At 66.9% G+C, this 25,639-nt stretch carries 19 protein-coding genes and 1 pseudogene; 10 read left to right on the top strand and 10 right to left on the bottom strand.

Annotated features, from left to right (window positions below; genetic code table 11):
- Window positions 1-60 precede the first annotated feature (60 nt).
- A complete protein-coding gene (locus ASE02_RS11610; protein ID WP_056734298.1) occupies window positions 61-1,653 on the top strand; it encodes an isocitrate lyase in 1,593 nt (530 codons plus the stop codon).
- Window positions 1,654-1,732: 79 nt separating this feature from the next.
- Here ASE02_RS11610 and ASE02_RS11605 read toward each other — a convergent pair whose 3' ends face one another.
- Window positions 1,733-3,403 carry an MFS transporter gene (locus tag ASE02_RS11605; RefSeq protein WP_056734296.1) on the bottom strand — a complete coding sequence of 557 codons (1,671 nt, stop codon included), beginning with the start codon at window positions 3,401-3,403 and terminating at the stop codon, window positions 1,733-1,735.
- A gap of 286 nt (window positions 3,404-3,689) precedes the next feature.
- Between ASE02_RS11605 and ASE02_RS11600 the strand changes: the two genes are divergently transcribed.
- A complete protein-coding gene (locus ASE02_RS11600; protein ID WP_056734293.1) occupies window positions 3,690-4,010 on the top strand; it encodes a multidrug efflux SMR transporter in 321 nt (106 codons plus the stop codon).
- 60 nt (window positions 4,011-4,070) lie between these two features.
- Here ASE02_RS11600 and ASE02_RS11595 read toward each other — a convergent pair whose 3' ends face one another.
- Genes ASE02_RS11595 through yghU form a run of 3 tightly spaced genes read right to left on the bottom strand, consistent with a single transcriptional unit; the run spans window position 4,071 to window position 6,690 of the window.
- Window positions 4,071-4,865 (bottom strand): SDR family oxidoreductase, encoded by a 795-nt coding sequence (locus ASE02_RS11595; RefSeq protein ID WP_056734291.1) that lies wholly within the window; start codon window positions 4,863-4,865, stop codon window positions 4,071-4,073.
- Window positions 4,866-4,891: 26 nt separating this feature from the next.
- Window positions 4,892-5,806, bottom strand: a complete 915-nt coding sequence (locus ASE02_RS11590) for a hypothetical protein (protein WP_056734289.1) — start codon at window positions 5,804-5,806, stop codon at window positions 4,892-4,894.
- Window positions 5,807-5,814: 8 nt separating this feature from the next.
- Window positions 5,815-6,690: a glutathione-dependent disulfide-bond oxidoreductase gene (gene yghU, locus ASE02_RS11585; RefSeq protein ID WP_056734287.1), complete on the bottom strand. Its 876-nt coding sequence runs from the start codon at window positions 6,688-6,690 to the stop codon at window positions 5,815-5,817.
- A gap of 284 nt (window positions 6,691-6,974) precedes the next feature.
- On the opposite strand from yghU, the gene ggt reads away from it, so the two are divergent.
- Together ggt and ASE02_RS22655 are read left to right on the top strand one after the other, a co-directional pair.
- A complete protein-coding gene (ggt, locus tag ASE02_RS11580; protein ID WP_235536674.1) occupies window positions 6,975-8,714 on the top strand; it encodes a gamma-glutamyltransferase in 1,740 nt (579 codons plus the stop codon).
- 206 nt (window positions 8,715-8,920) lie between these two features.
- Window positions 8,921-9,610 carry a PEPxxWA-CTERM sorting domain-containing protein gene (locus ASE02_RS22655; protein ID WP_082602019.1) on the top strand — a complete coding sequence of 230 codons (690 nt, stop codon included), beginning with the start codon at window positions 8,921-8,923 and terminating at the stop codon, window positions 9,608-9,610.
- Between the two features lie 243 nt (window positions 9,611-9,853).
- Here the strand turns inward: ASE02_RS22655 and ASE02_RS11570 are convergent, their stop codons facing one another.
- Window positions 9,854-10,756 carry a LysR substrate-binding domain-containing protein gene (locus ASE02_RS11570; RefSeq protein WP_056734282.1) on the bottom strand — a complete coding sequence of 301 codons (903 nt, stop codon included), beginning with the start codon at window positions 10,754-10,756 and terminating at the stop codon, window positions 9,854-9,856.
- A 118-nt stretch (window positions 10,757-10,874) separates the two neighbouring features.
- Here ASE02_RS11570 and ASE02_RS11565 point away from each other — a divergent pair, with 118 nt between their 5' ends.
- On the top strand, window positions 10,875-11,744 hold the full coding sequence (locus ASE02_RS11565; RefSeq protein WP_056734280.1) for a pirin family protein: 870 nt from the start codon (window positions 10,875-10,877) through the stop codon (window positions 11,742-11,744).
- 147 nt (window positions 11,745-11,891) lie between these two features.
- The gene (locus ASE02_RS11560) at window positions 11,892-12,536 is read left to right on the top strand and encodes a hydrolase (protein ID WP_056734279.1); all 645 of its coding nucleotides are present in this window, start codon (window positions 11,892-11,894) and stop codon (window positions 12,534-12,536) included.
- A 12-nt stretch (window positions 12,537-12,548) separates the two neighbouring features.
- On the opposite strand, the gene nagE is transcribed toward ASE02_RS11560, so the two are convergent.
- The 5 genes and pseudogenes from nagE to ASE02_RS11540 form a co-directional block, all read right to left on the bottom strand.
- Complete coding sequence (gene nagE, locus ASE02_RS11555) at window positions 12,549-14,237, bottom strand: N-acetylglucosamine-specific PTS transporter subunit IIBC (RefSeq protein ID WP_056734277.1); 1,689 nt, start codon at window positions 14,235-14,237, stop codon at window positions 12,549-12,551.
- A 1-nt stretch (window position 14,238) separates the two neighbouring features.
- On the bottom strand, window positions 14,239-16,275 hold the full coding sequence (ptsP, locus tag ASE02_RS11550; protein WP_369818563.1) for a phosphoenolpyruvate--protein phosphotransferase: 2,037 nt from the start codon (window positions 16,273-16,275) through the stop codon (window positions 14,239-14,241).
- 93 nt (window positions 16,276-16,368) lie between these two features.
- Window positions 16,369-16,749, bottom strand: a pseudogene (locus ASE02_RS23340) (PTS glucose transporter subunit IIA); the annotation flags it as partial.
- Window positions 16,739-19,042 carry a family 20 glycosylhydrolase gene (locus ASE02_RS11545; protein WP_056734908.1) on the bottom strand — a complete coding sequence of 768 codons (2,304 nt, stop codon included), beginning with the start codon at window positions 19,040-19,042 and terminating at the stop codon, window positions 16,739-16,741. The pseudogene ASE02_RS23340 and the gene ASE02_RS11545, both read right to left, overlap by 11 nt.
- Window positions 19,043-19,178: 136 nt before the next feature.
- Window positions 19,179-21,839 carry a TonB-dependent receptor gene (locus ASE02_RS11540; RefSeq protein WP_056734272.1) on the bottom strand — a complete coding sequence of 887 codons (2,661 nt, stop codon included), beginning with the start codon at window positions 21,837-21,839 and terminating at the stop codon, window positions 19,179-19,181.
- Between the two features lie 246 nt (window positions 21,840-22,085).
- Here ASE02_RS11540 and ASE02_RS11535 point away from each other — a divergent pair, with 246 nt between their 5' ends.
- The 4 genes from ASE02_RS11535 to ASE02_RS11520 all read left to right on the top strand — a co-directional run bounded on the left by ASE02_RS11535 (window position 22,086) and on the right by ASE02_RS11520 (window position 25,502).
- On the top strand, window positions 22,086-22,823 hold the full coding sequence (locus ASE02_RS11535; RefSeq protein ID WP_056734269.1) for a GntR family transcriptional regulator: 738 nt from the start codon (window positions 22,086-22,088) through the stop codon (window positions 22,821-22,823).
- A 66-nt stretch (window positions 22,824-22,889) separates the two neighbouring features.
- Complete coding sequence (locus tag ASE02_RS11530) at window positions 22,890-23,894, top strand: SIS domain-containing protein (RefSeq protein WP_056734268.1); 1,005 nt, start codon at window positions 22,890-22,892, stop codon at window positions 23,892-23,894.
- Window positions 23,894-25,027 carry an N-acetylglucosamine-6-phosphate deacetylase gene (gene nagA, locus ASE02_RS11525; RefSeq protein WP_056734266.1) on the top strand — a complete coding sequence of 378 codons (1,134 nt, stop codon included), beginning with the start codon at window positions 23,894-23,896 and terminating at the stop codon, window positions 25,025-25,027. The genes ASE02_RS11530 and nagA overlap by 1 nt, the downstream gene beginning before the upstream one ends.
- Before the next feature lie 46 nt (window positions 25,028-25,073).
- On the top strand, window positions 25,074-25,502 hold the full coding sequence (locus tag ASE02_RS11520; protein ID WP_235536673.1) for a DUF2946 family protein: 429 nt from the start codon (window positions 25,074-25,076) through the stop codon (window positions 25,500-25,502).
- Window positions 25,503-25,639: the final 137 nt, after the last annotated feature.

Here is a 25,639-nt window from a genome sequence, read left to right as displayed (position 1 = left end):
ACCGAACCCATCAAGTACCGGGGCCTCCCAGTTTCCCCCGGCCGAGCGCGGAAGAGGCACATGTCCTATCAAGACCACATCATTCAGATGAGCCAACTCATCGAGAGCAAGAAGGGCCCCTGGAGCGGCATCGACGCCGAGTCCGTGGCTCGCATGCGTCTCCAGAACCGCTTCAAGACCGGCCTGGAAATCGCCCGCTACACCGCCGACATTATGCGCAAGGACATGGCCGCCTATGACGCGGACTCGTCCAAGTACACCCAGTCGCTGGGCTGCTGGCACGGCTTCATCGGCCAACAGAAGCTGATCTCGATCAAGAAGCACTTCGGCACGACCGATCGCCGCTACCTGTACCTGTCGGGCTGGATGGTCGCCGCCCTGCGTTCGGAATTCGGCCCGCTGCCGGACCAGTCGATGCACGAGAAGACCTCCGTGCCGGCGCTGATCGAAGAGCTTTACACCTTCCTGCGTCAGGCTGACGCCCGCGAACTCGGCGGCATGTTCCGCGAGATCGACGCCGCCCGCGAAGCCGGCGACAAGGCCAAGGAAGCCAAGCTCCTCGAAGCCGTCGACAACTATCAGACCCACGTCGTTCCGGTCATCGCCGACATCGACGCCGGTTTCGGCAACGCCGAGGCGACCTACCTGCTGGCCAAGAAGATGATCGAAGCCGGCGCCTGCGCCCTGCAGATCGAAAACCAAGTGTCCGACGAAAAGCAGTGCGGCCACCAGGACGGCAAGGTCACCGTTCCGCATGACGACTTCCTCGCCAAGGTGCGCGCCTGCCGCTACGCCTTCCTGGAACTCGGCGTCGAGAACGGCATCATCGTCACCCGCACCGACTCGCTGGGCGCCGGCCTGACCAAGCAGATCGCCGTCAGCCACACCCCGGGCGACCTGGGCGACCAGTACAACAGCTTCCTCGATTGCGAAGAAATCTCGCCGGCCGACCTGAAGAACGGCGACGTGATCATCAACCGCGCCGGTAAGCTGCTGCGTCCGAAGCGTCTGCCGTCGAACCTCTTCCAGTTCCGTGAAGGCACCGGCGAAGACCGTTGCGTCCTCGACAGCATCACCTCGCTGCAGAACGGCGCCGACCTGCTGTGGATCGAAACCGAGAAGCCCCACGTCGAGCAGATCGCCGGCATGATGGATCGCGTCCGCGAAGTGATCCCCAACGCCAAGCTGGTCTACAACAACTCGCCGTCCTTCAACTGGACCCTGAACTTCCGCCAGCAGGTGTTCGACGCCTACAAGGCGGCGGGCAAGGACGTCTCGGCCTATGACCGCGACAAGCTGATGAGCGTCGACTACGACGGCACCGAACTGTCGGACGACGCCGACGAGCGCATCCGCACCTTCCAGGCTGACGGCGCCAAGCGGGCTGGCATCTTCCACCACCTGATCACGCTGCCGACCTATCACACGGCGGCGCTGTCGACCGACAACCTGGCGAAGGAATACTTCGGTTCGCAAGGCATGCTCGGCTACGTGAAGGGCGTTCAGCGCAAGGAAATCCGCGAGGGTATCGCCTGCGTTCGTCACCAGAACATGTCCGGCTCGGACATCGGCGACGACCACAAGGAATACTTCGCCGGCGAAGCGGCCCTGAAGGCCGGCGGCGCGCACAACACGATGAACCAATTCGCCTAGGCGAACGGCTCAGCCCCTAAGACGGAACGGCCCGAGGCGTCGCCTCGGGCCGTTTTGCTGTCTGCTCGGCGGCTCGCAGTCAGGCCTCGATGTCGACGTCCTTGGTTTCCTTGAGGAAGAGCATGCCGACCACGAAGGTTACCGCCGCAATGACGATGGGGTACCAGAGGCCGTAATAGATATTGCCGGTGGCCGCGACCATGGCGAAGGCTGTGGTCGGCAGGAAGCCGCCGAACCAGCCGTTGCCGATGTGGTAGGGCAGGCTCATCGAGGTGTAGCGGATATTGGTCGGGAACATCTCGACCAGCATGGCGGCGATCGGCCCGTAGACCATGGTGACGTAGATCACCAGGATGGTCAGGATCGCGATCACCAGCGGCTTGTTCACCTGAGCGCTGTCAGCCTTGGCGGGATAGCCGGCGGCGGTCAAAACCTCGCCGATCTCCTCTTCCCAGGTGGTCTTTCGCGCCTTGAAGGCCGCGCCGTCCATCTGGTCGCCGGCGAACGAGGCCACCACCTGATCCCCGACCTTGATCTGGGCGAGCGAGCCGGGAGCGGCGGGCTGGTTGGTGTAGGTCACCCCGGCCTTGGCCAGGTAGGACTTGGCGATGTCGCAGGACTTGTTGAACACCGTCTTGCCCACCGGGTCGAACTGGAAGGAGCAGTTCGCCGGATCGGCCACGACGACCACCGGCGAGGTGGCCACCGCCTGGGCCAGCTGCGGGTTGGCGGCCGAGGTCAGGGACTGGAACAGCGGGAAAAAGGTGAGGGCGGCCAGCAGGCAACCGGCCATGATGATCGGCTTGCGGCCGATCTTGTCGGACAGCCAGCCGAACAGCACGAAGAACGGGGTGCCGATCAGCAGGGCCACGGCGACCATGGTGTTGGTCAGGGCGCCATCGACCTTCAGCATCTTCTCCAGGAAGAACAGGGCGTAGAACTGGCCCGTGTACCAGACCACGGCCTGGCCCGCCGTCAGCCCGACCAGGGCCAGCAGCACGATCTTCAGATTGGGCCAGCGACCGAAGGAGTCCCGCAGGGGCTGCTTGGACGCCTTGCCTTCGCTGACCATGCGCTGGAAGGCGGGGCTCTCGTTGAGCTGCAGCCGGATCCACATCGACACCCCGAGCAGGGCGATGGAGATCAGGAACGGCACACGCCAGCCCCACTCCTTGAAGGCGTCCTCGCCGATGCTCGACCGGGTCATCAGAATGACCAGCAGGCTGAGGAACAGGCCGAAGGTGGCGGTGATCTGGATGAAGCTGGTGTAGAGCCCGCGCCGTCCGGGCGGGGCGTGTTCGGCGACATAGGTCGCCGCTCCGCCGTACTCGCCGCCGAGCGCCAGCCCCTGGATCAGGCGCATGACCACCAGAAGGATCGGGGCGGCGACCCCGATCTGGGCGTAGGAGGGGAGCAGGCCGACGACGAAGGTCGACAGCCCCATCAGCAGCATCGTCACCAGGAACGTATTCTTGCGGCCCCAGAGGTCGCCGAGCCGGCCGAACACCAAGGCGCCGAACGGCCGAACCGCAAAGCCCGCGGCGAAGGCGAGCAGGGCGAAGATGTAGCCTGTCGTCTCGTTCACGCCCGAGAAGAAGTGATGGGTGATGTAGGTGGCGAGCGAGCCGTACAGATAGAAGTCGTACCACTCAAAGACCGTCCCAACCGAGGCGGCGCCGATTACCAGCCCATCCCTGCGGCCTACGGTGTGGGGCTCCGGGCTTGCGTCCGGTCTGGCGGCGTCCACCATCTCAAATTCTCCCATGCCCTCGCTTTTCGCGAGCTTTGTTCGTCGTTGGGGCCGCGCCCGTCCGTACTCCGAGACAGGGTGGCAGATTCCGGGGCCGAAGCGCAGAGCGACTTTGGTCTGGGCTGCAATCGGGGTTCCGGCCGGCGCCCAGAGCGCGCCTTGCGGCGGCGTCGGCTTGGATTGGCGCCCCTGTTCCTGTAGGAAGCGCGTTCACTTCCATATGCGACGGCCTCTTTCGGGTTTCCGGCCGTCGCAGACACACGAGCCCGCTACCAGGAGAAATCCGATGGCGTGGCTTGCGCTCAGCATTGCCGTTGTAACCGAGATCATCTGGGCGCTGAGCCTGAAGTGGGCCGGCGTTCAGGCGACGTGGCAGGCGGCCAGCGTCCCGATCCTCCTGAGTTTCGTGAACATGGGGCTGCTGGCCTTCGCCATGCGCGGCCTGCCGGCCAGCACCGCCTATGCGATCTGGACCGGGCTTGGCGCCGTCGGCGTCGGGGTGTGCGGCGCGCTGCTGTTTGGCGAGAAGCTGTCCATCGCCCAGATCGGCTTCATGGGCATGGTCGTGTTCGGCGTCGTCGGCATGAAGCTGGCCGCCCAAAACTGAGCGATTCTCGCGCGGCGACGCAGAGGTTCGGCGGATCTGCGTCGCGAGCTTGACCTCGCCTTAGGCCGCCGAGGTTCCCATGACCTTGGCGCGGAGCCGGCGCATGCCGCCCAGCCAACGATCATAGTCGCCGGCCTTGCGCTGCAGGTAGGTCAGCACCTCGGCGTGCGGCAGGATCAGGAAATTCTCCGCCGCCAGCCCGGCGATGACGCTTTCAGCGACCTCGTCCGGGGTCAGCACGCCGTCCAGGCTCTGGGGCGAGCCCGAACCTCCCTGGCGCAGCATCGCCGTATCGACGCCCTGCGGACACAGGATGGAGACCTTGATCCCCTGGTCGCCATGGGTGATCGCCAGCGACTCGGCGAAACCGACCGCCGCGTGCTTGGTGGTCGAGTAGACCGCCCCGCCGATCTGCGAGAGCAGGCCCGCGGCCGAGACCGTGTTCAGGATATAGCCGCCGCCGCGCGCCGCCATGCCCGGCGTCACCGCGCGGGCCGCATGGACATGGGCCATGACGTTCACGCTCCAGGCTCGCTGCCACACGGCGTCGGGCGAGGAGGCGGCGTTGTTGCGGTCCGGATCGCCGTCGCCGACCCCGGCGTTGGAGACGAACAGATCGATCCGTCCGTGCCGCGCCTCGATGTCGGCGACCATGGCCGCCATCGCCTCGCCGTCGGTCACGTCGAGCGCCACCGCCTCGCCGCCGATTTCCTTGGCGACCGCCGTCGCGCCTTCGCCATTACGGTCGACCACCACCACCTGGGCCGCGCTGGCCTTGGCGAAGCGTCGAGCCAGGGCCGCGCCGATCCCGTCGGCGCCGCCCGTGACGACGACGACCTTGTCTTTCACGTCCATGTCTTGATCTCCCTTGCCGGCAGGCGTCAGCCCGCGTCGGCGTATCCGGCGTATGAATGCTTCAGCGTCGCGTGGTTCAGCAGCATCTCGGCCACCTGGCGCTCGCCGCTCGCGTCGAAGATGCGGGTGCGCACCCAATAGGACTCGGTGCGCTTGCTCTCGGCCAGGGCCACGATCTCACGGCGCAACACATAGTCCTCGCCCACGAACAGCGGCCCGTCGATCAACGAGATCTCCTGGTCGGCGAACAGCCCCACCGCCGGCCCCTTGACCGGGAAGCCCGCCAGCCGGCTCGAATGCTCGGCCAGCACGCTGATCATCTCCAGCGGGATGATCGCACGGCCCCAGGGCGAGGCCGCCGCGTCGGAGTACCAGGGCGAGGTTTCGGTGATCGCCGCCAGCTTCTGGTTCAGGCTGAACGGATAGAGCGCGCCCATATGCTGGTCGGCGTCCATGCGGACCTGCTCGTCCACCGCGCCCTTCATCCCGACATGGAGGTCTTCGAGGATCAGCAGCTTTTCGGGCGGGCGCAGCGCCGCCATACGGCGCTCCAACAACGTCGGGCCCGCATTAGGGCCGATGCTGGCGCTGGCCTCCAGCACCGGGGTGCCGTCGGCCTTCTCGGCCCAGACCCTCGTCATCGTCGCCCCGTCGGCCGGGATCTCGGCGAAGGCGCGGACCTCTTCGCCCTCGACCACCATGTTCAGGTAGTGGGACGAAATGCAGCCGCGTTCGAACCAGGTCTTGCCCCAGATCTTTTCCAGCAGGGGCGGGAACAGGCTGAAATGGGTCGGCCCCTCGATCGGCCCGGCCCGGAAGCCCAGCTTCTCGGCCATCGAGTCGTCGTGGATCGAGGCGTGGCCACCATATTCCTGATCGCCCAGCATCTGGCGGGGACGGCGCAGAGGACCGGCCAGCGATAGTGTCGTCTCAAATGTCATGATGGGTCCTATTTCGCCTCAGTCAGGCGGTCTTGCGTCTTCAGCTCGAAGTCGCTGGCGTCATGGCGTTCATAAAGTTGGGTGGAGGGCTCGCCCCAGGTGCGGTTGACCATCCGGCCCCGCTGCACGCCGGGACGTTCGGCCAGTGCGTCGGCCCAGCGCTGAACGTGCTTGTAGTCCTGCACCGACAGGAATTCGCCAGCGTCGTACAGCACGCCCTTCGCCAGTCCGCCGTACCAGGGCCAGATCGCGATGTCGGCGATGGTGTACTCGTCGCCGGCGATGTAGCGGTGCTCGGCCAGCTGGCGATCCAGCACGTCCAGCTGGCGCTTCACCTCCATGGCGAAGCGGTCGATGGCGTATTCGATCTTGGTCGGCGCATAGGCGTAGAAGTGGCCAAGGCCCCCGCCCAGATAGGGCGCGCTGCCCATCTGCCAGAACAGCCAAGACATGCACTCGGCGCGCTTGGCCGGATCGGTCGGCAGGAAGGCTCCGAACTTCTCGGCCAGGTGAACCAGGATCGCGCCGGACTCGAAGATCCGGATCGGCGTCGGCCCGCTGCGGTCCATCAGGGCCGGGATCTTGGAGTTGGGGTTCACCGAGACGAACCCGCTACCGAACTGGTCGCCATTGCCGATGTTGATCAGCCAGGCGTCGTACTCCGCGCCGCTATGGCCGAGCGCCAGCAGCTCCTCCAGCATCACCGTCACCTTCACGCCGTTCGGCGTGGCCAGGGAATAGAGCTGGAACGGATGGCGGCCGACCGGCAGGTCCTTGTCATGGGTCGGCCCGGCGATCGGGCGGTTGATGCTGGCGAACCGGCCTCCGTTCTCCTTGTTCCAGGTCCAGACCTTCGGCGGGGTGTATTCCGGTGTGTCGGTCATTCATCGGGCTCCAGGCGCTAGCTCGCCAGCTGCGCATCACGGCAAGTGGACGCGGGGCGATTCAAATCGGGCGGGTGGGAAGGTGGGCCATCCCTGGGCGGGCGCCAAGGTCGGGTTTTCTAATGATGGGTGAGGGGAAGCTCGGGCGTGTCGATTACATGGCCGAATACGGCGTAGCGTGATGACCGGCGGTGAGTCGGATATACGGCGACCAAGGCGGAGCAGGAGACCTCATGCGCACCAGATCACTCCTCCCGTCGCGGTTGCGGCGATGGGCCGTTTGCTTGGTCGCAGCGCTGGCGGCGCTGCAGGCCGCCGCCGTACAGGCCGCGTCGCCGCCGCCGGTCGCCGGGCGGGACGGCATGGTGGTCAGCGCCCAGCATCTGGCGACGGAGGTCGGGGTCGATGTGCTGCGGAAGGGCGGCAACGCCGTCGATGCGGCGGTGGCCGTGGGATACGCGCTCGCCGTCGTATACCCACAGGCCGGCAATATCGGCGGCGGCGGCTTTATGACTGTGCGCCTGGCCGACGGGCGCACGACCTTCCTGGATTTCCGCGAGAAGGCGCCGATCGCCGCCACCGCGACGATGTTCCAGGATGCGAAAGGGGAGGTGATCCCAGACCTCTCCACCAATAGCTGGAAGGCTGTCGGCGTCCCGGGCACGGTGATGGGGCTGGAGCGCGCCCGCGTGCTCTACGGAACCATGTCCCGCGCCGCCCTGATGGCGCCGGCGATCAAGCTCGCGCGCGACGGCTTCGTGCTGGGGCAGGGCGACGCGGCGGTCATGGCGCTTGAGGGGGAACGCCTGGGTCAGGACCCGGCGATGGCGCGCATCTTCCTGCCCGCAGGCCGGCTCCTCACCAAGGGCGATCGGCTGGCGCAGCGAGACCTGGCCGCGACGCTGTCGCTGATCTCGGCCAAGGGACCCGACGCCTTCTACAAAGGCCCCATCGGGGCGGCGATCGCAGACGCCAGCCGGGCGGGCGGGGGCCTGATCACCCCAGAGGATTTCGCCCGGTACGAGGTTCGCGAGCTCAAGCCGATCGAGTGCGACTACCGCGGCTATCACGTCATATCGGCGCCGCCGCCCAGCTCGGGCGGGGTCGCCATCTGCCAGGCGCTGAACATCCTTGAAGGCTACGACCTGTCGGCGATGGGCTTCCGTTCGGCCGCGGAGGTCCATGTCCTGGCCGAGGCCCTGCGGCGCGTCTATGTCGACCGAAACAACAAGCTTGGCGACCCGGACTTCGTGGCCAATCCGGTCGCGCAGCTCCTGGACCGGTCATACGCGGCGCGGCTGCGGGCGAGCATCGATCCCGTCCGAGCGACGCCGTCGTCAACGCTCGGACCCGCCGCGCCGGCCCATGAAGGTCGCAACACCACCCATTACAGCGTCCTCGACGCCAAGGGCTCGGCGGTATCGGTGACCTACACGCTCAACGACTGGTTCGGGGCCCACCGCGTCGCCGGCGCGACGGGCATCGTCATGAACAACGAGATGGACGACTTCACCGCCAAGGTGGGCGCGCCCAACACCTACGGCCTGATTCAAGGCGCCAACAACGCCGTCGCGCCCGGCAAGACCCCGCTCAGTTCGATGAGTCCGACCATCCTGACGAAGGACGGCAAGGTCGCGCTGATCATCGGCAGCCCCGGCGGTTCCCGGATCATCACGATCACGCTTCAGGCGATCCTCAACATGATCGACCATGGCATGGACGTGCAGGCCGCGATCGACGCGCCGCGTATCCACATGCAGTGGCTGCCGGACGTTGTGTACGCCGAGCCGTTCGCTCTGTCGGCCGATACGCGGGCGCTGCTCGAGCAGCGCGGCCACGTGGTGACGGAGGAAGCGCCGTGGGGTATCGCCGAGGGCATCGTCACGGGTAGTCCGACCCTTCAGCCGGCGACGCCGGCGACGGCGCGGGTGCTTTCCCTGGGCGACCAACCCCTAGCGGGGGCCACGATGTTCGGAGCCCATGACGCCCGCCAGCAGGGGGGCTCGGCCGAGCCGGTCCGATAGGCGGCGGCTGTCTGCGCCCGTTGACCGCCCCGATCTGGCGCATCCGTCCAGCGATCGATTGATCGAGGTCGGCCTTTTCCCAAGCTGCGGGAAATTGGTCGACTTGGTCGTGTACCAGGCCGAGCCGGTCGAACGGGGCGGGTGGTCGGCGTGGGCCTCGCCTAGTGAAACCGTTCTGTATTCATGCACCAAAGAACGGGCAGAAGATGAAATCGGTGAGTCTACTGGCGAGCTGCGCCCTGGCGGCCTTCGTCGCCAGCGCATGCGGCGCACAGGCTGCGGTCCTCAGCTTGAGCAACGCATCTTTCGAAGAGACCCCTTTGACAGACGGCGCCTACCGCGCCGGCGGCGTCAACGGCTGGACCAACAGCGGCGGCAATGTGGGCTGGCAGAATCCCACAACGCAGTTGTTCGCAAACGTCCCGGATGGGGCCCAGACAGGATGGATCGGTACTCAGAAGGACCTCTATGCCCCCGGCGTACTGGGTCAGACCGCCGCCGCGAGTGTCGGAGAGAACACGCGTTATGTCCTGACCGCTGACGTTGGCCGACGTTTCGACGTCCCGCTCGCCGCGTTCATCGTCGAGATTCTCGTGGGTGGCCAGGTCGTCTCTTCGGGCGGATTCGGCGCGGCGGACATCGATCCAGGCGCCTTCCGAACCCTCAGCGTGAGCTACGACGCGACCGAGGCCCTCAGCCAGCCTCTGTCGTTTCGCTTCCGTGTCACTGAGGAATCGTCCGTCTACAGCCAAGTCAATTTCGACAATGTCGCCATGGAGGCCACCTCTTTGAGCAGCGCCGTCCCTGAACCGGCCACCTGGGCGATGATGATCGCAGGGTTCGGACTGGCCGGGAGCGCACTCCGCAGCCGGCGCGCGCTCATCGCTCTGCCTTGACGCCTTAGGGACGGTCGCCCGCCGCCAAGCGGCCGGCCGTCCGAGGCCCCTATGAGGGTGTTCCTCCCGGTGGGGGAGTGGGTGGAGCTTTTCCAGTCGGCCTTCCGACGTAGCCATCTCGAACCTCTAAGGGGCGGAGGACGGCTCGCCAGCTGCACGATTTTGCGGACAGCAATCAACGGTGGCAGCAATCCAATCCCGCTGGTCATTGTCATCGCCTAAGGAATATTATCGGAAATTATGCTATGGGCGGTGCTCGACGCATTCGTCGGCGAGGAAGTCCAGCAAGGCTCGGATTGATGGCAGCAGCCCCCGTCTTGATGGAAAAACCGCGTAGACCGTATCGCTCTTCGGCCGCCAGTCCGGCAGCACGCTGATCAAGCGGCCTGCGTCGATGTCGGACTGCACCATCATGGACGGCAACTGGGCGATGCCGACGCCCTCGATGGCGGCCAGCCGCAGCGACGCGAGATCGTCGGTGATCAATCTGGGCTGATGCTGCGCCACGGCCGTCAGGCCTTCCGTGTGCTCGAGCCGCCATTCGTGGGTGTCCTGCGGCAAACCGAAGTCCAGGCTCGGAAGCTCGCTGAGGTCCGTCGGCGCAGTCGGCTCTGGACCACTGTTCAGCAGGACGGGACTGCCGACCAGGCACTGCGGCGTTTCGCCGAGCTTGCGCATCATCAGTCCGCTGGGTTCGCCCTGCGGCGAGCCGGCCCGCACGACCAGGTCATAACCCTCGGCGATCACGTCGACCCGTCGGTTAACGGCTTTCAGATGGATCTGGACCAACGGATTGGCGGCCATGAACCGCGCGATCAGTTCGCCAAAGCTGTAATAGAGCAAGCCCGGCGGGCAGCTCATCTTGACCACGCCCTGGGGCCCTGAGCGCACCGTGTCGATCACCGCCTGGGCCGCCTCGGCCTCGACCAGCATCGCCACGCATTGCCGATAATACTCCTGGCCGATCTCGGTGACCGAGAAGCTGCGGCTGGAACGCTGGATCAGGCGGACGCCAAGTCGCTCCTCCAACTGGCCGATCCGGCGGCTGAGCTTGGATTTCTGCATGCCCAGAGCGCGGGCCGCCGGGGCGAAACCGCCCTGCTCGACCACCTGGACGAAATAGTAGAGGTCGTTGAGGTCCTGCATCGTCCTATTGGTAGGACGCAGCGTGTGATCCGGCAATCTACTGAGCCCCGCGGTGGAGGCCTATTCTTTGGGCCACAGAGATCGAGCCCGTGCTCGGTTCACCATCACGAGGTGCGATATGAAGAAGGTCCTCGGACTCTATAGCAACCCCAACGCCCATTGGGTTGGCGACGGGTTTCCCGTGCGCTCGCTGTTTTCCTACAACTCGCTGGGCGCGCATGTGAGCCCGTTCCTGCTGCTCGACTACGCCGGGCCGCATCAGTTCGAGCCCGCGACGCGGCCTCGCGGGGTTGGCCAGCATCCGCATCGCGGCTTCGAGACCGTGACGATCGTCTATGACGGTGAAGTCGCTCACCGCGACTCCACGGGTCAAGGCGGCGTGATCGGTCCGGGCGATGTCCAATGGATGACCGCCGCCGGCGGGATCCTGCATGAGGAGTTCCACTCGCCGGGCTTCACCCGCACGGGTGGTCCGTTCCGGATGATCCAGCTCTGGGTGAACTTGCCGGCCAAGGACAAGATGAGCGCCCCTGGCTACCAGTCGATCCTGGATAGCCACATCCCGTCGGTCGATCTGCCGGACGGCGCGGGTCGGGTTCGCGTCATCGCCGGCGATTTCCGCGGGCACACCGGGCCGGCGCGCACCTTCACGCCGATCAACGTGTGGGACCTGCGCCTGAACCGCGACGCCTCGGTCACGCTCGACCTGCCCGATGGGCACACGACCATGCTGGTGGTCCTGTCCGGCCGGATCGTCGTTAACGGTCAGCAGGACGCCCAGGACGCCGAAATGGTCATGCTCGACCGTGAAGGCGGCTCGGCGACCATCGACGCCAGCAGCGACGCTGTCGTCCTGGTGCTGACGGGCGAGCCGATCGATGAGCCGATCATCGGCCACGGTCCGTTCGTGATGAACAGCGAAGCCGAGATCCATCAAGCGATCGACGACTTCAACACCGGCCGCTTCGGAGCGATCGCGCACGCCTAGGCGGAAAGGCCCCGACCCCAAATGTGGGCCGGGGCCGAACGTCGACATTCCTCAGTGGGGGCGGCCCAACTCGCCCTGTCCCCTGCCCCGCAGGACCTCGATCCTGCGTGGAGCCCTGGCGAGGACCTGCAGAGAGACGATATCGCCATGACCAGCGAACCTATCCGCGATCCTGTTCGCGATGACCTGCTGACGCCTCAGAACTCCGCCTTCGTCATCATCGACTACCAACCTGTGCAGGTGAACTCGATCGCCTCGATGGACCGGCAACTGCTGGTCAACAACATCGTCGGCGCGGCCAAGGCCGCGGTGGCCTATGGCCTGCCCATTGTCCACTCGACGGTGAACGTGAAGACCGGACTGAACAAGCCGCCGATCCCGCAGCTGCGCAAGGTGCTGGGCGAGTTCCCGACCTACGACCGCACGACCATCAACTCGTGGGAGGACGTCGAATTCCGCGAGGCGGTCGAGAAGACCGGTCGCAAGAAGCTGATCATGACGGCGCTCTGGACCGAGGCCTGCCTCACCTTCCCCGCCCTCGACGCGATGGCGGCCGGGTACGAGGTCTATGTCGTCGCCGACGCCGTCGGCGGCACATCGCTCGCCGCCCATGACGCGGCCCTACGCCGGATCGAACAGGCCGGCGGCAAGATGATCAGCGTGCCGCAGCTGTTCTGCGAGCTGCAACGTGACTGGGCCCGCAGCGCGACGGTTCCAGCCTTCATGAACCTGTTCATCGAGACCGGCGGCACGGCCGGCATCCAGTTCTCCTACGACCGCACCGACGGCTGACGCTCGCGGCCGCTAAACGACGACCTTCAGCAAAACCTGGACGCGCCCTGGCGCCGGCCGCGCGATCCCGCGTGCGCCGAGCGCCAGCAGCGCTGGCTCGTCCACGGCGGCGACGTCATTGAGCTCCGCCAGAATTCTGCCCGCCAGGAATTCGATCTGGCGAACATTGGCCAAGCCGCCCAGCGCCGGCGTCCAGCGCGCGAGATCAACGCCATGCGTTGGGGCGACGAGGCTCTGGGCCTTGGTGGTCGAAGCGCCTTGGGCGGCCATGGACTGGCGCATTTCGCCGGCCACCTGATCGGCGATCGGCCCGAGCACGACCTGCAGGCCTTTCTCCGAAGGCCGCACCATGCCGCGCGAACCGAGGGCCTTCAGCGCGGCCTCGTCGATGGCCGTCGGATTGGCCAGGACCAGGCGCAGCCGGGTCGTGCAGGCGTCGACGCTGACGAGGTTGGCGGCGCCGCCCAAGGCGGTCACGAAGTCCTCGCCGCGACGGCCGCTCGGCGCATGGACGGCCTGGGACGGAACAACCTCGGCCTCACGCCCCGGCGTCTTCAGGTCAAACCGGGCGATGGCCCAGCGGAACAGGCCGTAATAGAGCGCGAAATAGCCCGCGCCGATCGGCGCCAGCAGCCACGGGTGCGTGGCCTTGTTGAAGTTCAGCACATAGTCGAACAGGCCCGCCGAGAAGCCGAAGCCGAGCTTCACATCGAGCAGGCTCATGACCACGAACGACAGGCCGGTGAGCAGCGCGTGGATCGCGTAGAGCACCGGCGCCAGGAACATGAAGCTGAACTCGATGGGCTCGGTCACCCCGGTCAGAAAGGTGGTCAAGGCCATCGAGGCCAGCATCCCGCCGACCGCCTTGCGTCGGTGCGCGGGGGCGGCGTGATACATGGCCAGGCACGCGGCCGGCAGGCCGAACATCATCACCGGGAAGAAGCCGGCCATGAAGACGCCGGCCGTGGGGTCGCCGGCGAAGAAGCGGTTGAGGTCGCCCGTCGCGCCATTGAAGTCGCCGACGATGAACCAGGCGATGTTGTTCAGGATGTGATGCAGGCCGGTGACGATCAGCGCCCGGTTCAGCACGCCATAGACGAAGAGCCCCAGTTCCCCTGACCCGACGATCCCGCGGCTGGCCGCGTCCATGGCGGTGTCGAGGCCTTCGTAGGTGAAGCCGACGACGCCGGCGAGCCCCAGGCCTGCTAGCCCTGCGATGATCGGCACGAAACGCCGCCCGCCGAAGAAAGCCAGGTATTCCGGCAGTTTCACGTTCGAGAAGCGGTTGTAAAACTGACCTCCGATCACGCCCGAGAGGATGCCGATCGGCACCGAGACCTTGGCGATGGCCTTCTGCTTGAAAGCGGCGGTGGCGAGGCCCACGGCGTCGCCGGCCATGCCCTTCAGCGCCTCGGGCGGCACATGCAGCAGGGTCTCGGCGCCCTTGGTGGCGATCAGGAAGCAGACCACGCCGGCCAAGCCCGACGCACCGTTATTGTCCCGCGCCAATCCGACCGCGACCCCGGCCGCGAACAACAGGCCAAGATTGGCGAAGATCGCCTCCCCCGCCGCCGCCATGAACGGGATGTCCAGGAGGTCCGGCTGCCCCAGGCGCAGGAGCAGGCCCGCCGCCGGCAGAACGGCGATGGGCAGCATCAGCGCGCGGCCGAGCGACTGCAGAGCTTCGAGAGGCGAGGCCATTTCAGGCTTCTCCGGTGAGGAAGGTGTTGGAGAGCGTCCGGACCGCGTCGGCCGAGGACTGCGCCAGGGCCTTGGCCGCCAGACCGCGGCAGGCCTCGGGCGAGAGCGTCCGGATCATGGCCTTGGCCTCGGGGATCGCTGCGGACGGCATGGAGAGTTCGCTGACCCCGAGCCCCAGCAGGATCGGCACGGCGGCGAGATCCCCGGCCAATCCGCCGCAAACCCCGGTCCAAAGCGCGTGCTTGGCCCCGCCCTGCGTCGTCTGGGCGATCAGCCGCAGGACGGCGGGATGCAAGGCGTCGATGTCGCCGGCCAGGTCCGGATTCCCGCGGTCCATGGCCAGGGTGTACTGGGTCAGGTCATTGGTGCCGACCGAAAGGAAATCGGCCTCGGCCGCCAGCAGATCGGCGATCATGGCCGCGGCGGGGGTCTCGATCATGACGCCCAGGTCGGTCCGCCCGACTCGGCCGAGGTCACGCCGGGCTTCGTCCAGAACCAGCCGCACCGCGCGTAGTTCGCCAAGGCCAGTGACCATCGGCGCCATGATCTTGGCGTGGGGCGCGCCGCGCAGGATCGCCCGCAGCTGGGTCCGCAGGATATGCGGACGGCGCAGCAGAACGCGTATTCCTCGCATGCCCAGCGCGGGATTTTCCTCTGCTGCGATGGGTAGATAGCGCGCTGTCTTATCACCGCCGACATCCAGCAGGCGCACGATCAGGGGACGACCGCCGATGGCTCGGGCGATCGCGGCGTACTCGTCGGCCTGCTCATCCTCATCGGGCGCAGTGTCGCGCTCCAGAAACAGGAACTCGGTGCGCAGCAGGCCGCACCCCTCGGCCCCGGCGTCGGCCGCCGCCTCGGCGTCGGCCAGGGAGCCCAGGTTGGCGAACACCTTGACCCGCGTGCCATCGGCCATCCGACAGTCCTCGCGGGCCGTGGCGCGCGCGGCGATGCGGCGCTCGCTGCGCGCGGCGAGAGCGGTCTGGGCGGTCTCCAGCGCCTTGGCGTCCGGCGCCAGGTGCAGAAGTCCGGCGTCGGCGTCGAGGATCAGGCTGGTGCCTTCATTGACGCGGGCTACGCCAGGACCGGCGGCGACCACGGCCGGGATGCCCATCGAGGCGGCCAGGATCGCCACATGCGAGGTGGGTCCGCCGCCGGCGGTGCAGATCCCGGCGAGCCGCGCCGGATCCAGGGCCATCAACTGGGACGGCAGCAGTTCGTCAGCGAGCAGGATGGCGTCCTGCGGCAGGTCCGGGCCGCGGTCCTCCTGGCCGGAAATCACCAACAGCACGCGCCGTTCGAGATCCAACAGATCATCGACCCGCTCGGCGATCCGGCGGTCGCCGAGGCTGCGCAGAGCCTCGACATAGGCGCCGATGGCCGCGCGCCAGGCATAGCCGGCGCTCTTGCCTTCGCCGATCAGCCGCAGGGCCTGGCCGGTGAGCTCCGGGTCCTCAAGGAAGGCGGCATGCGCGCCCAGGATCGCCCGGCGCGCCTGACCGCCGCTGGCCTCGGCCTCCCGCGATATCCGCGTCCGGACTGCGGTAAGCGCGGCGTCGAGCGCCGCCTTCTCGTGAGCCGCGCCCTGCCCGAGTTCCGGCACGGCGATTTCGTCGAGGAACAACCTGACCGCCTTGCCGACCGCCAGGCCCGGCGAGGCCATGACCCCGCGCAGGACAGCGACGCCCGGCCTGGCCGTTGGCGTGGCGCTGAACGGAACCGGGGAGACCGTCGGCCTGACCGGCGCGCCCTCCCCCATCCCGCCCTCGATCAGCTCCGCCACCGCTTCGAGCGCTGCAGCGGCGTCGAGACCGGTGGCGACCAGGGTGACGGCATCGCCGTGGCGCAGGCCCAGCGACATCAGTCCGATGGGGCTCTTGGCGTTGGCCCGGCGATTGAGCGCCACCAGCGACACCTCGGCTTCGAAGCGTTTGGCCGTGTCGGCTACCCGGGCGGCGGGCCGCGCGTGCAGGCCATGAATCAGTGGCACGATGACGGCGCGGGTCAACTCGGGGGTGTCGGCGATGGCGGCGACCACGCCACCGGCGAGCGCCCCGGACAAGGCCAGCAAGGGCTCGCCTGTTTTCACGGTGCGGTCGACAAAGCGCGTGGTGATCGCGCGGCCGGCTGGGTTGGTGATGACGATGGGGGTGATCAGGCTCTTGGCGTGGCGGGCCAGCAGCTCCAGATCGAACGAGATCAGCCGGTCACCGGCCGCGACCGCCTGTCCCGCAACGACGTGCGCCTCGAAACCCTCGCCGTTCATGGCGACGGTCTCCAGGCCGATATGCATCAGGATCTCGACGCCGCCGGCGGCGCGCAAACTCACCGCGTGACGCGACGCGTGGATGGAGGTGATCACGCCCTCGCAGGGCGCATGGAGCGTCGAGCCGGTCGGGTCGATCGCCACGCCATCGCCCAGCATCGCCTCGGCGAACACCGGGTCCGGGACCTCCGATAGCGGTGAGGCCCATCCATCCAGCGGCGAGCGCAGCACCAGGTCAGCGGTCATCGCGGCCTCCGACGATCAGGGTGACACGGTCGACAGCCCACATCGGCTCGACGCTCTTCTGGGTGAAGGTGAAACACAGGTTCTGCGGCCCCGCGGCGCCGGCGATCCTACCCTTCAGAACGGTGATCGCCTGCGATTTCGTGGCCGGCGCCAGCGGCAGGGTCGCGACGACCGCGCCTTCGCAGGAGCCCTGCCGCACCTCCAATTCGCCGTCGGGCGTGGCCGGAGGCCGGAACTTGATGTTCTCGACGTCCTTGCCGATCTGGAAATTGAACGGCAGTTGGCCGACCGCCACCTCGATGGCGCTCACACCGGCGAGGTCGGCGTCCTGGTAGATCCAGCACGGGTTCATGACGTCGATCAGGAACCGCGCCCGGTCGCCGCGCACCGGCGCATCGTCCTCAAGGTTGAGTACTAAGCCGTCCTTGCAGGACTTCAGGTCCTGGCTCGCGCGGGTCCGGATCGAGCGGGCGTCGACCGCGATCTCGGAGGCGGTCGCGAGGGGCTGATCGTCCCGGAACGCCTGGGCGTGGATCCGCGATCCGAGCGGCGCGGCTATCGGGGTCTGATAGGACAAGGACGAGGCCTTGGGCGCCGAGCCGTCGAGGGTGTAGCGGATCTCCCCCACCTCCTCGGCGCCCAGCAGGCTGACCCTGGCCCCTGCGCCGTCCGGGCTGGCGATGGCGCGCACGCGCAGCGCCGTCTCGTCGGCGGGCTGGCCGAGCGCGTGATAGCGGCCGAGTTCAGCTGGCAGGCGGTCGGCGAAGTCCTTCCAGTCCTTGCGTTCGGCCGGCGACCACGCCGTTTCCGCCAGCGCCGCCGCGCGGGGGAAGGCCATCAAGGCGACCCGCTCCTGGGTGCGCATATGCTCGGTCCAGAGATTGGCCTGGACGCCCAGGACGTGGTGGCGTTCATCCGGGTTCAGGGCGGCCGGCATGGGATCGTAGTCGTAGACGTCCTTCAGCCCGATCACCTGACCACGGCCAGGTAGTCCGTCCGGCGCGGCGGTCTGGCGATGGTTGAGATAAAGGGTCGGCGCCGGGCTCAGCACCGTGTCGTGGCCCAGCTTGGCCGCGACGATGGCGCCGTCGATCCCGCGCCAGGACATCACCGTGGCGCTCGGCGCGACTCCGCCTTCGAGGATTTCATCCCAGCCGATCAGCCGCCGACCCTTGGCGTTCAGCACCTGTTCGATCCGCGAGATGAACCAGCCCTGCAGGGCGGCCTCGCTGGCGATATGAAGTTCCTTCATCCGCGCCTGGACGGCGGGGTTGGATTTCCACTGGTCCTTCACCGCCTCGTCGCCGCCGACGTGGATGTAGCGGCTGGGGAACAGGTCGACGACCTCGGTCAGGACGTCTTCCAGGAAGCCGAAGGTCTTGTCGTCGACATTGTAGAGGTAGGGAAAGACCCCCCAGTCGCCGGATGTCGCGGTCGGCGCCGGCGTCGCTGAACCGAGCTCTGGATAGGCGACGATGGGCGCATGCGCGTGACCCGGCATCTCGATCTCGGGCACGATGGTGATGTGGCGCGCCGCGGCGTAGGCCACGACCTCACGCACCTGGTCCTGGGTATAGAAGCCGCCGGTCACCCGCGGCTTCTCGGTCTTCGGATCGATGTCGGCCGCTGCGGCAGGACCGGCGGGAACGCGCCAGGCGCCGACCTCGGTCAGCCGCGGGTACTTCTTGATCTCCAGCCGCCAACCCTGATCGTCCACCAGGTGCCAGTGCAGGGTGTTGAGCTTGGCGAGCGCCATGCGGTCGATGAAGCCCTTCACGAACTCCACGTCCTGGAAGTGCCGGGCGCCGTCGAGCATCAGGCCGCGCCAGGCGAAACGTGGGGCGTCCTCAATCCGGCGGGCGGCGATATCCACGCCTCCCCTGCCCGCGACCTCGGTGGCGAGCTGCCAGACGCTGACAGCGCCGTAGAACAGGCCGGCCGAACCGCCTGAGGTCACGACGAGGCGATCCCCGCTCACTTCCAGATCGTAGGCCTCGCCCTGGGGCGCGCCGCGTTGGAACATGATGGCGCCTGGCCTGGCGACGCCTTCGCGAACCGACAGCTTCAGACCGCGTGAGCGCGCTAGCAGATCAGCCAGCTGATGTGCGGCGGCGCGCGCCTCGGCGTCGCCAGGCGGCACGATGATTGGCGTCCGGACGGTGAGATGGAAGACGCCTTCGCGGGGCGTGTCGACGGCCGGGGCCGGAATGATCTGGGCGGGAACCGCGGCGTTGGGCGCGGAGGCGAGGCTCGCGAAACTCGCAGCCATCGCGATCATGAGGGGCAAGCGCATGGTGCGACTATCGTCCATGAAAAAGGGGAAGGCGAACCGGCGTACCGGCTCGCCTTCGAGTCGCGGGGGATTAGACTGAAGAACCTGCATCCCCGCGAGAGTGGAGCGCGGCCTGGGCATAGGCCGCGCTTCCGGATCAGAAGGTCAGATTGAGGGTGGCCATGTACTTGCGGCCAGTCTTGTAGACCCCGCGCGGCAGGGCCGGCGTGTTGGCGTAGGCGAAGTACTCGGAGTCCGTCAGGTTCATGCCGGCCACCGTCAGGCTGACGTTTTTCGTGAAGTTGTAGGTGCCCGACACGTCCACCGACTTGTAGGCCCGGACGAACATGTCGTCCCCGCGGTCGACGCCGGTGAAGTACTTCGAGCGCCAGGTGTAGGTCGCCCGCACCTGCACAGGACCGTTCTCGTAGAACGGGCTGAGATTGACCTGGTGCTTGGAGTTGAATGGCAGGGGCGCGCCGTCCTGCCCGCTGCCGTCGGCATAGGTGTAGTTGGCGAGCAGACCCAGGCCGTAGGCGTAGTTCTGTTGGTAGGCGAACGACACGCCCTTCACGTCGGCCGACCCGGCGTTGTGGGGGCGGCTGATCTGATAGGTCGTCACCCGGCCCTGGGATTGGTTGAAGTACTGCTCCGGAGCGGTCTGCTGCAGGATGTAGTTGCTGATGTCCTTGTAGAAGAACTCAGCGGCCAGGATGGCCTGCGGCTGGAAGTACCATTCGGCCGAGAAGTTGAAGTTGCTCGACTTGTAGGGATCCAGATTGGGGTTGCCGCCCGATCCGATGAGGATGCCGTCGGAAAGCTGGAAGAAGTTGGTCATGTCGGCGTAGTTCGGCCGGGCGATGACCTGGGCGGCCGCGAAGCGCAGGATCAGGTCTTCGCGCAGATTGTAGGCGAGGTTCACGCTGGGCAGGAAGTTGTCGTAGGACTTCGACGAACTCTTCCAGCCCCAGTCTGCAGGACCCGAGCAGGCCGAACCGGGATTGCAGACATAGCCGGAGCTGTCGACGCCGGTGTGAACATAGCGGACGCCGAAGTTGCCGCGCAGTTCGCCGGCCTCGACATTGGCCTGGGCGTAGACCGCGTTGATGTCTTCCTGGATCGCCCAGTTCCCGGCCGTGAATTCCGGCGCGGCGAAGATCGAAGGCTTGGGCATGGTCTGGCCCGGCGCCAGCCACTTGCCGCCGGTCACGTAGTCGACCATCGAGTCGCCGTCGATCCGGAAGCGGCCGCGCATCTGGTCGTTGGAGCCGAAGCCGCGGAGGTAGTTGCCAGGCACGGTCGAGGGCGCGAACAGGCTGGCCGGAGCCGCGACGCCGGTGATGGCGATGCCGGCGTATTCCTGGCTGGTCTCGTGGCGGCGGAACTTGTAGCCGACCTCCACCCGCTTGATCACGCCGTCGAGGTCCAGGCCGAAGTCGGCCTGGGCGTACTTTTCCTCGTCCTTGGTCGGCTTGGTGACCAGGTTGCCGCTCCAGCCTGGATCGGTGGCGAAGGCGGCGGGATTGCCCTGGACGTTGTTGGCGTAGGTCAGCTGGCCGGGATTGCCCGGCGAGCCGCTGATGTCGACGGTGTAGTCGGCCCAGTTCAGGAACTCGAGGAACACCTGGCGCTTGGTGCCGCCATCAGCCTTCGAAATCCCGGCGTTGCCGGACAGGTCCCAGCCGTCGCCCTTCCACTTGCCGCGGAAGTCGTAGGTGTCGGAGTTCATCTCGGCTTCGCGGTACTGGACGTCCAGTACGCTGAGCGCGTTGTGGAAGCTGGCCTTGGTGACGACGCCGTTGTTCACGGTGAGGCCGGTCAAAGCGCCCAGGCTGTTCCAGGTGTTGCCCTGGAAGGCGTACATCGACTGGTTCAGGTTGTCGTAGTCGGCCTTGATCTTCAGCCAGTTGAACTCCAGCTCCAGCTGGTCGTTCGGGCGGAACTGCACCGATCCGGTGTAGGTCAGGCGATCACGTTCCTGCTCGAAGAACGAGGTGCCGAAGGCGTTCGGGCTGCGGGCGCCAAGGTTCGCCGTCAGGGTGGCGGCGCAGGTCGTGAGGCAGCCGTTGTTGCGGGAGTCGACAGGGTTGTCGGGGTTGCCGCCCGCCCACTGGTTCGCCGCCATGGTGCCGTAGGTCTCGACCCCGTCGCGACGGAGCTGATCGGTCGCCTTCTGGACGGACAGGGCGACGCCGATGGTCTCGGCCTGGTTCTTCCAGCTGCCCATCAGGGCGCCCTGGAAATCGCCCTTCTTGGAGCGGTCGTTGTAGAGATAGCCGACAGACCCGGCGATGATCCCAGCCTTGAGATCGAAGGGCTTGCGGGTGCTGACGATCACCGTCCCGCCGATGCTGCCTTCGTCGATCCGCGCCTCGGGCGTCTTATAGATGTCGACCCGGCCCACGATCTGGGGCGCCAGAAGCGCGTAGTTGAATGTCCGTCCCGGGCTGTCGAGGATGAACCAGTCGGCCGAGGCCACGGTCTGGCCGTTGAGCAAGGTGCGGTTCAGCGCCGGGTCGGTGCCCAGGATACTGACTTTTTCGCCTTGGCCGAACTGGCGGTCGACGGTGACGCCGGGCACCATGGTCAGGGCTTCGGCGACGTTGGTGTTCGGGAACTTGCCGACGTCCTCGGCGGTGACCGAGTCGACGATGGCGTCGGCTTTGCGCTTGGTTTCCAGCGACTGCTGCAGCGAGGCGCGGATGCCGGTGACCACCAACTCGTCGACCTGCGTCTCTTGGGCGAAGGCCGAGCCGGCGCCTGTAAGGCAGAACAGGCTGACGGACGCGATCAGTACGCTTTTGCGATGTTTTTTCACTCGGCTTCTCTCCCCAAAGTCCGGGCCTCCACCCGGAGCCGACGCGAGCCCAATGTGATACCAATTGTTCGCATGTTTCTGCGAATACCGGAGTTCACTGACCCTGCGGAGCCGAACTGTGCGCAGTTTCATAAAATTGACAAGCCCAAAAAGAGACCAATTGCGCTATTGGTACATATTGGTATCTAAATGGTCCCAAGACGCATCTACGCCCAGCGAATGGGCGACCGAGCTGGGGAGACAGCCTTGACCTTTTCCGACCGTATCGGCCGGCTCGACGCCCAGGACCACGCGCCGCTCTATCGGCAACTCCAGAAGGTTCTTCGCGACGCCATCGCCAATCGGCTGCTCGGTCCCGATGACGCCCTCCCCGCCGAACGCGACTTCGCCGACGAGCTGGGGGTTTCCAGAATCACCGTGCGCAAGGCGCTCGACGGATTGGTCGGCGAAGGCCTGCTGATCCGCCGTCAGGGCGCCGGCACCTTCGTCGCCGCCCGCGTCGAGAAGAACTTCTCCAAGCTCTCGTCCTTCACCGAGGACATGATCTCCCGCGGCCGGGTTCCGCATTCGACCTGGCTGTCGCGCACTGAAGGTCAGGTCACGCCCGAGGAGTCGCTGACGCTCGGCCTGTCGCCCGGGGCGCCGGTCTATCGCTTCAACCGGATCCGCTATGCCGACGGGGCGCCGATGGCGCTGGAATATTCGACCCTGGCTGCGTTCTGCATGCCGAGCCCGGATTTCGTGGAGACTTCGCTTTACGAGGCCCTGGAGAAGACCGGGCATCGCCCGGTGCGCGCCCTGCAGCGTCTCCGCGCCGTCCTCTTCACGCCGGAACAGGCCGAGTTGCTCAAGGTGGCCCCGCGCGATCCTGGCCTGCTGATCGAACGCCGGGGCTTCCTGAAGGACGGCCGGGCGGTGGAAGTCACCCAGTCCTACTATCGCGGCGACGCCTACGATTTCGTCGCCGAGCTCAACGCCGTCTGATTTGAACGCCTTGTGGTCCGGAGAACGCGTTTGTCACTGAAATCCCCCGCCCCGGAGACCACGCAGATGTTTCGCGAGGCGGCCGAAGCCCCGGCCGTCGTGGCCCGGTTGTTGACCGCCAACAGATCGGCGGCCCAGGCCCTGGGCGCGGAATTGCGGGCCAATCCCCCGCGGGCGGTCGTCACCTGCGCCCGGGGATCGTCCGACCACGCCGCGACCTACGCCAAGTATCTGATCGAAACCGGCACGGGCGTCATCACCTCCTCGGCGGCGCTGTCGGTCAGCTCGGTCTACGCGACGGAGCCCAAGCTGGAGGGCGTGCTTTATCTGGCGATCTCCCAGTCGGGAAAGAGTCCCGACCTGCTGGCCGCGGTCGAAGCCGCCAAGCAGGCCGGCGCGCTGGTCGTGGCCCTGGTCAATGACGAGAACTCGCCCCTGGCGGCGCTGGCCGACCGGGTCCTGCCGCTGCACGCCGGGCCGGAGATCAGCGTCGCGGCCACAAAATCCTACATCGCCGCCCTGGCCGCCATCGCCCAGTTGGTCGCCGCCTGGACCGAGGATGCGGCGCTGACGCAGGCGTTGGATGAATTGCCACGCGTTCTGAGCCAGGCCTGGGCGCTCGATTGGAGCCCCGCCTCCGACCGTCTAAAGGCCGCTCACAACCTCTATGTGCTGGGCCGTGGCGTCGGCTTCGGGATCGCCCAGGAAGCGGCGCTGAAGTTCAAGGAGACCTGCGGGCTGCACGCCGAAGCATTTAGCGCCGCCGAGGTCCTGCATGGACCGATGGCCTTGGTGCAAGAGGGGTTTCCGGTCCTGATCTTCGCCCAGGATGATCAGAGCGCGGCCGGCGTCGTCGCCTTGGCCCGCAGCCTGGCGACGCGCGGCGCCGACATCATGCTGGCTGGCGGCGGCGAGGGATTCGACGCCCTGCCGACCGTCAGCACCAACCCGAACCTAGAACCGATCGCGCGGATTCAGAGCTTCTATCGGATGGCCAACGCGCTCTCGATTCTGCGCGGTCACGACCCCGACAAGCCACCGCACCTGAACAAGGTGACCGAGACCATCTGATGGCCGTAGCTTTCGTCAATGGTCAGGTTCTGACCGATGGGCGGTTCACGCCCGCCACCGTCCTGGTCGAGGGCGGCCGCATCGTCGCCTTGGGCGCCGAGGCAGACGCCATCGCGGGCGCCGAACAGGTCGATATGGAGGGCGGGTTCCTCGTCCCCGGCTTTATCGACACCCAGGTCAACGGCGGCGGCGGACTGCTGTTCAACGACGCTCCGAACGCCGACACCATCGCCACCATCGGCGCGGCGCATCGCAAATATGGCGTCACCGGTTTCCTGCCGACCCTGATCAGCGACGATCTGGCGACTGTCGCCAAGGCGATCGCCGCCGTCGACGAAGCCATCGAGGCCGGCGTGCCGGGCGTCCTGGGCATCCATATCGAGGGACCGTTCCTGAGCGAGCGGCGCAAGGGCGTTCATGACGCCTCGAAGTTCAGGACGCTGGACGAGGCGTCCCTCCAGCTCCTGACCTCGGCGCGGCATGGCAAGACGCTGGTCACTCTGGCGCCGGAAACCACGACGCCGGAAATGATCGGCCGGCTGGCCGCCGCCGGGGTCACGGTCGCCGCGGGGCACACCAACGCCACCTATGATCGCCTCATGGAGGCCCTGGGCGCTGGGGTCACTGGCTTCACCCACCTGTTCAACGCCATGTCGCCGCTGGCCAGCCGTGAGCCAGGCGCGGTCGGCGCCGCGCTGGATCACCAAGATAGCTGGTGCGGCGTCATCATCGACGGCCGGCACATCCATCCCGCCGCCTTGCGTATCGCCTTCAGGGCCAAGCGCCACGACCGCTTCATGCTGGTCACCGACGCCATGCCCAGCGTCGGGATGGTCGACAAGACCTTCACGATCCAGGGCCGGCCGATTCGGGTGGTCGACGGGGTCTGCGTCGACGAGAACGGGACGCTGGCCGGCTCGGACCTCGACATGGCCAGCGCGGTCCGTAACGCCGTTCAATTGACCGGCCTCGACCTGGCCGACGCCGCGGCGATGGCCTCGACCAACCCTGCCGCCTTCCTGGGGCTTGATGCAGAGGTGGGCCAGATTGCGCCAGGCTTCAGAGCCGACCTCACCTTGCTGGGCGCCGAGCTGACGGCGCGCCGCACCTGGATCGGCGGGCGAGAGGTCTGACGCGAAAAGGCTCCACAATCGCCGGAACCTGGCCTAAGGCAGGGGCGTGACCCGGGCTCTCGATCATCGCAGACCGACGCCGCGCAGCACCTTCATGGTGCTGGCCGCCTTGGCGCTTGCGATCAAGATCATGATCCCGGCGGGATTCATGACCGCCAGAGCGCCGGTCAATGACCTGCCGTTCGCCCTTGTCCTCTGCACCGCTCAAGGCGCAGTCGTCATCCAGCCGGGCGAGACCGCGACCTCACAGAGCCAGGACGATCACGGCTCGGACACCAAGAGCGCTCACGACAGCCCCTGCGCCTTTGCGGGGCACGCCACCTCCGCTCCGCCACCCAATCTGCTGGACGCGCGCGACGTTGAGTTCGTGGCCTATCGTGCGCCGGCGGCGATCCAGGTGGTCCACCTCGCGCCCGGTCGCGGCCTCGCCGCGCCGCCGCTACCTGCCCGCGGGCCGCCAACCCTGCTGATCTAGGACGCCGGCCTCGCGGCCGAGCGCGCAGATGTGTGCGCCGCTGTTGCGCGGCGCGAGATGCTGCGCACCCTTCCCTATCGCGTTTGATCCTTCGCGGTCGCTCATAGAGCCGCCCGCGCCTCTTCAGCCAGGAGCCT

This window comes from Phenylobacterium sp. Root700 (genome assembly GCF_001429025.1).
GTDB lineage: Bacteria > Pseudomonadota > Alphaproteobacteria > Caulobacterales > Caulobacteraceae > Phenylobacterium.
This window is presented reverse-complemented; position numbering and strand designations above follow the sequence as displayed.

Excerpts from the sequence above, each read along its gene's own strand:
- ASE02_RS11595 (WP_056734291.1), bottom strand. The coding sequence starts at position 4,865 with ATGGACGTGAAAGACAAGGTCGTCGTCGTCACGGGCGGCGCCGACGGG.
- ASE02_RS11560 (WP_056734279.1), top strand. The coding sequence starts at position 11,892 with ATGACCAGCGAACCTATCCGCGATCCTGTTCGCGATGACCTGCTGACG.
- ASE02_RS11610 (WP_056734298.1), top strand. The coding sequence starts at position 61 with ATGTCCTATCAAGACCACATCATTCAGATGAGCCAACTCATCGAGAGC.
- ASE02_RS11565 (WP_056734280.1), top strand. The coding sequence starts at position 10,875 with ATGAAGAAGGTCCTCGGACTCTATAGCAACCCCAACGCCCATTGGGTT.
- ASE02_RS11590 (WP_056734289.1), bottom strand. The coding sequence starts at position 5,806 with ATGACATTTGAGACGACACTATCGCTGGCCGGTCCTCTGCGCCGTCCC.
- ASE02_RS11530 (WP_056734268.1), top strand. The coding sequence starts at position 22,890 with ATGTTTCGCGAGGCGGCCGAAGCCCCGGCCGTCGTGGCCCGGTTGTTG.
- ASE02_RS11605 (WP_056734296.1), bottom strand. The coding sequence starts at position 3,403 with ATGGTGGACGCCGCCAGACCGGACGCAAGCCCGGAGCCCCACACCGTA.
- nagE (WP_056734277.1), bottom strand. The coding sequence starts at position 14,237 with ATGGCCTCGCCTCTCGAAGCTCTGCAGTCGCTCGGCCGCGCGCTGATG.
- ASE02_RS11600 (WP_056734293.1), top strand. The coding sequence starts at position 3,690 with ATGGCGTGGCTTGCGCTCAGCATTGCCGTTGTAACCGAGATCATCTGG.
- nagA (WP_056734266.1), top strand. The coding sequence starts at position 23,894 with ATGGCCGTAGCTTTCGTCAATGGTCAGGTTCTGACCGATGGGCGGTTC.
- ASE02_RS22655 (WP_082602019.1), top strand. The coding sequence starts at position 8,921 with ATGAAATCGGTGAGTCTACTGGCGAGCTGCGCCCTGGCGGCCTTCGTC.
- yghU (WP_056734287.1), bottom strand. The coding sequence starts at position 6,690 with ATGACCGACACACCGGAATACACCCCGCCGAAGGTCTGGACCTGGAAC.
- ASE02_RS11570 (WP_056734282.1), bottom strand. The coding sequence starts at position 10,756 with ATGCAGGACCTCAACGACCTCTACTATTTCGTCCAGGTGGTCGAGCAG.
- ASE02_RS11545 (WP_056734908.1), bottom strand. The coding sequence starts at position 19,042 with ATGCGCTTGCCCCTCATGATCGCGATGGCTGCGAGTTTCGCGAGCCTC.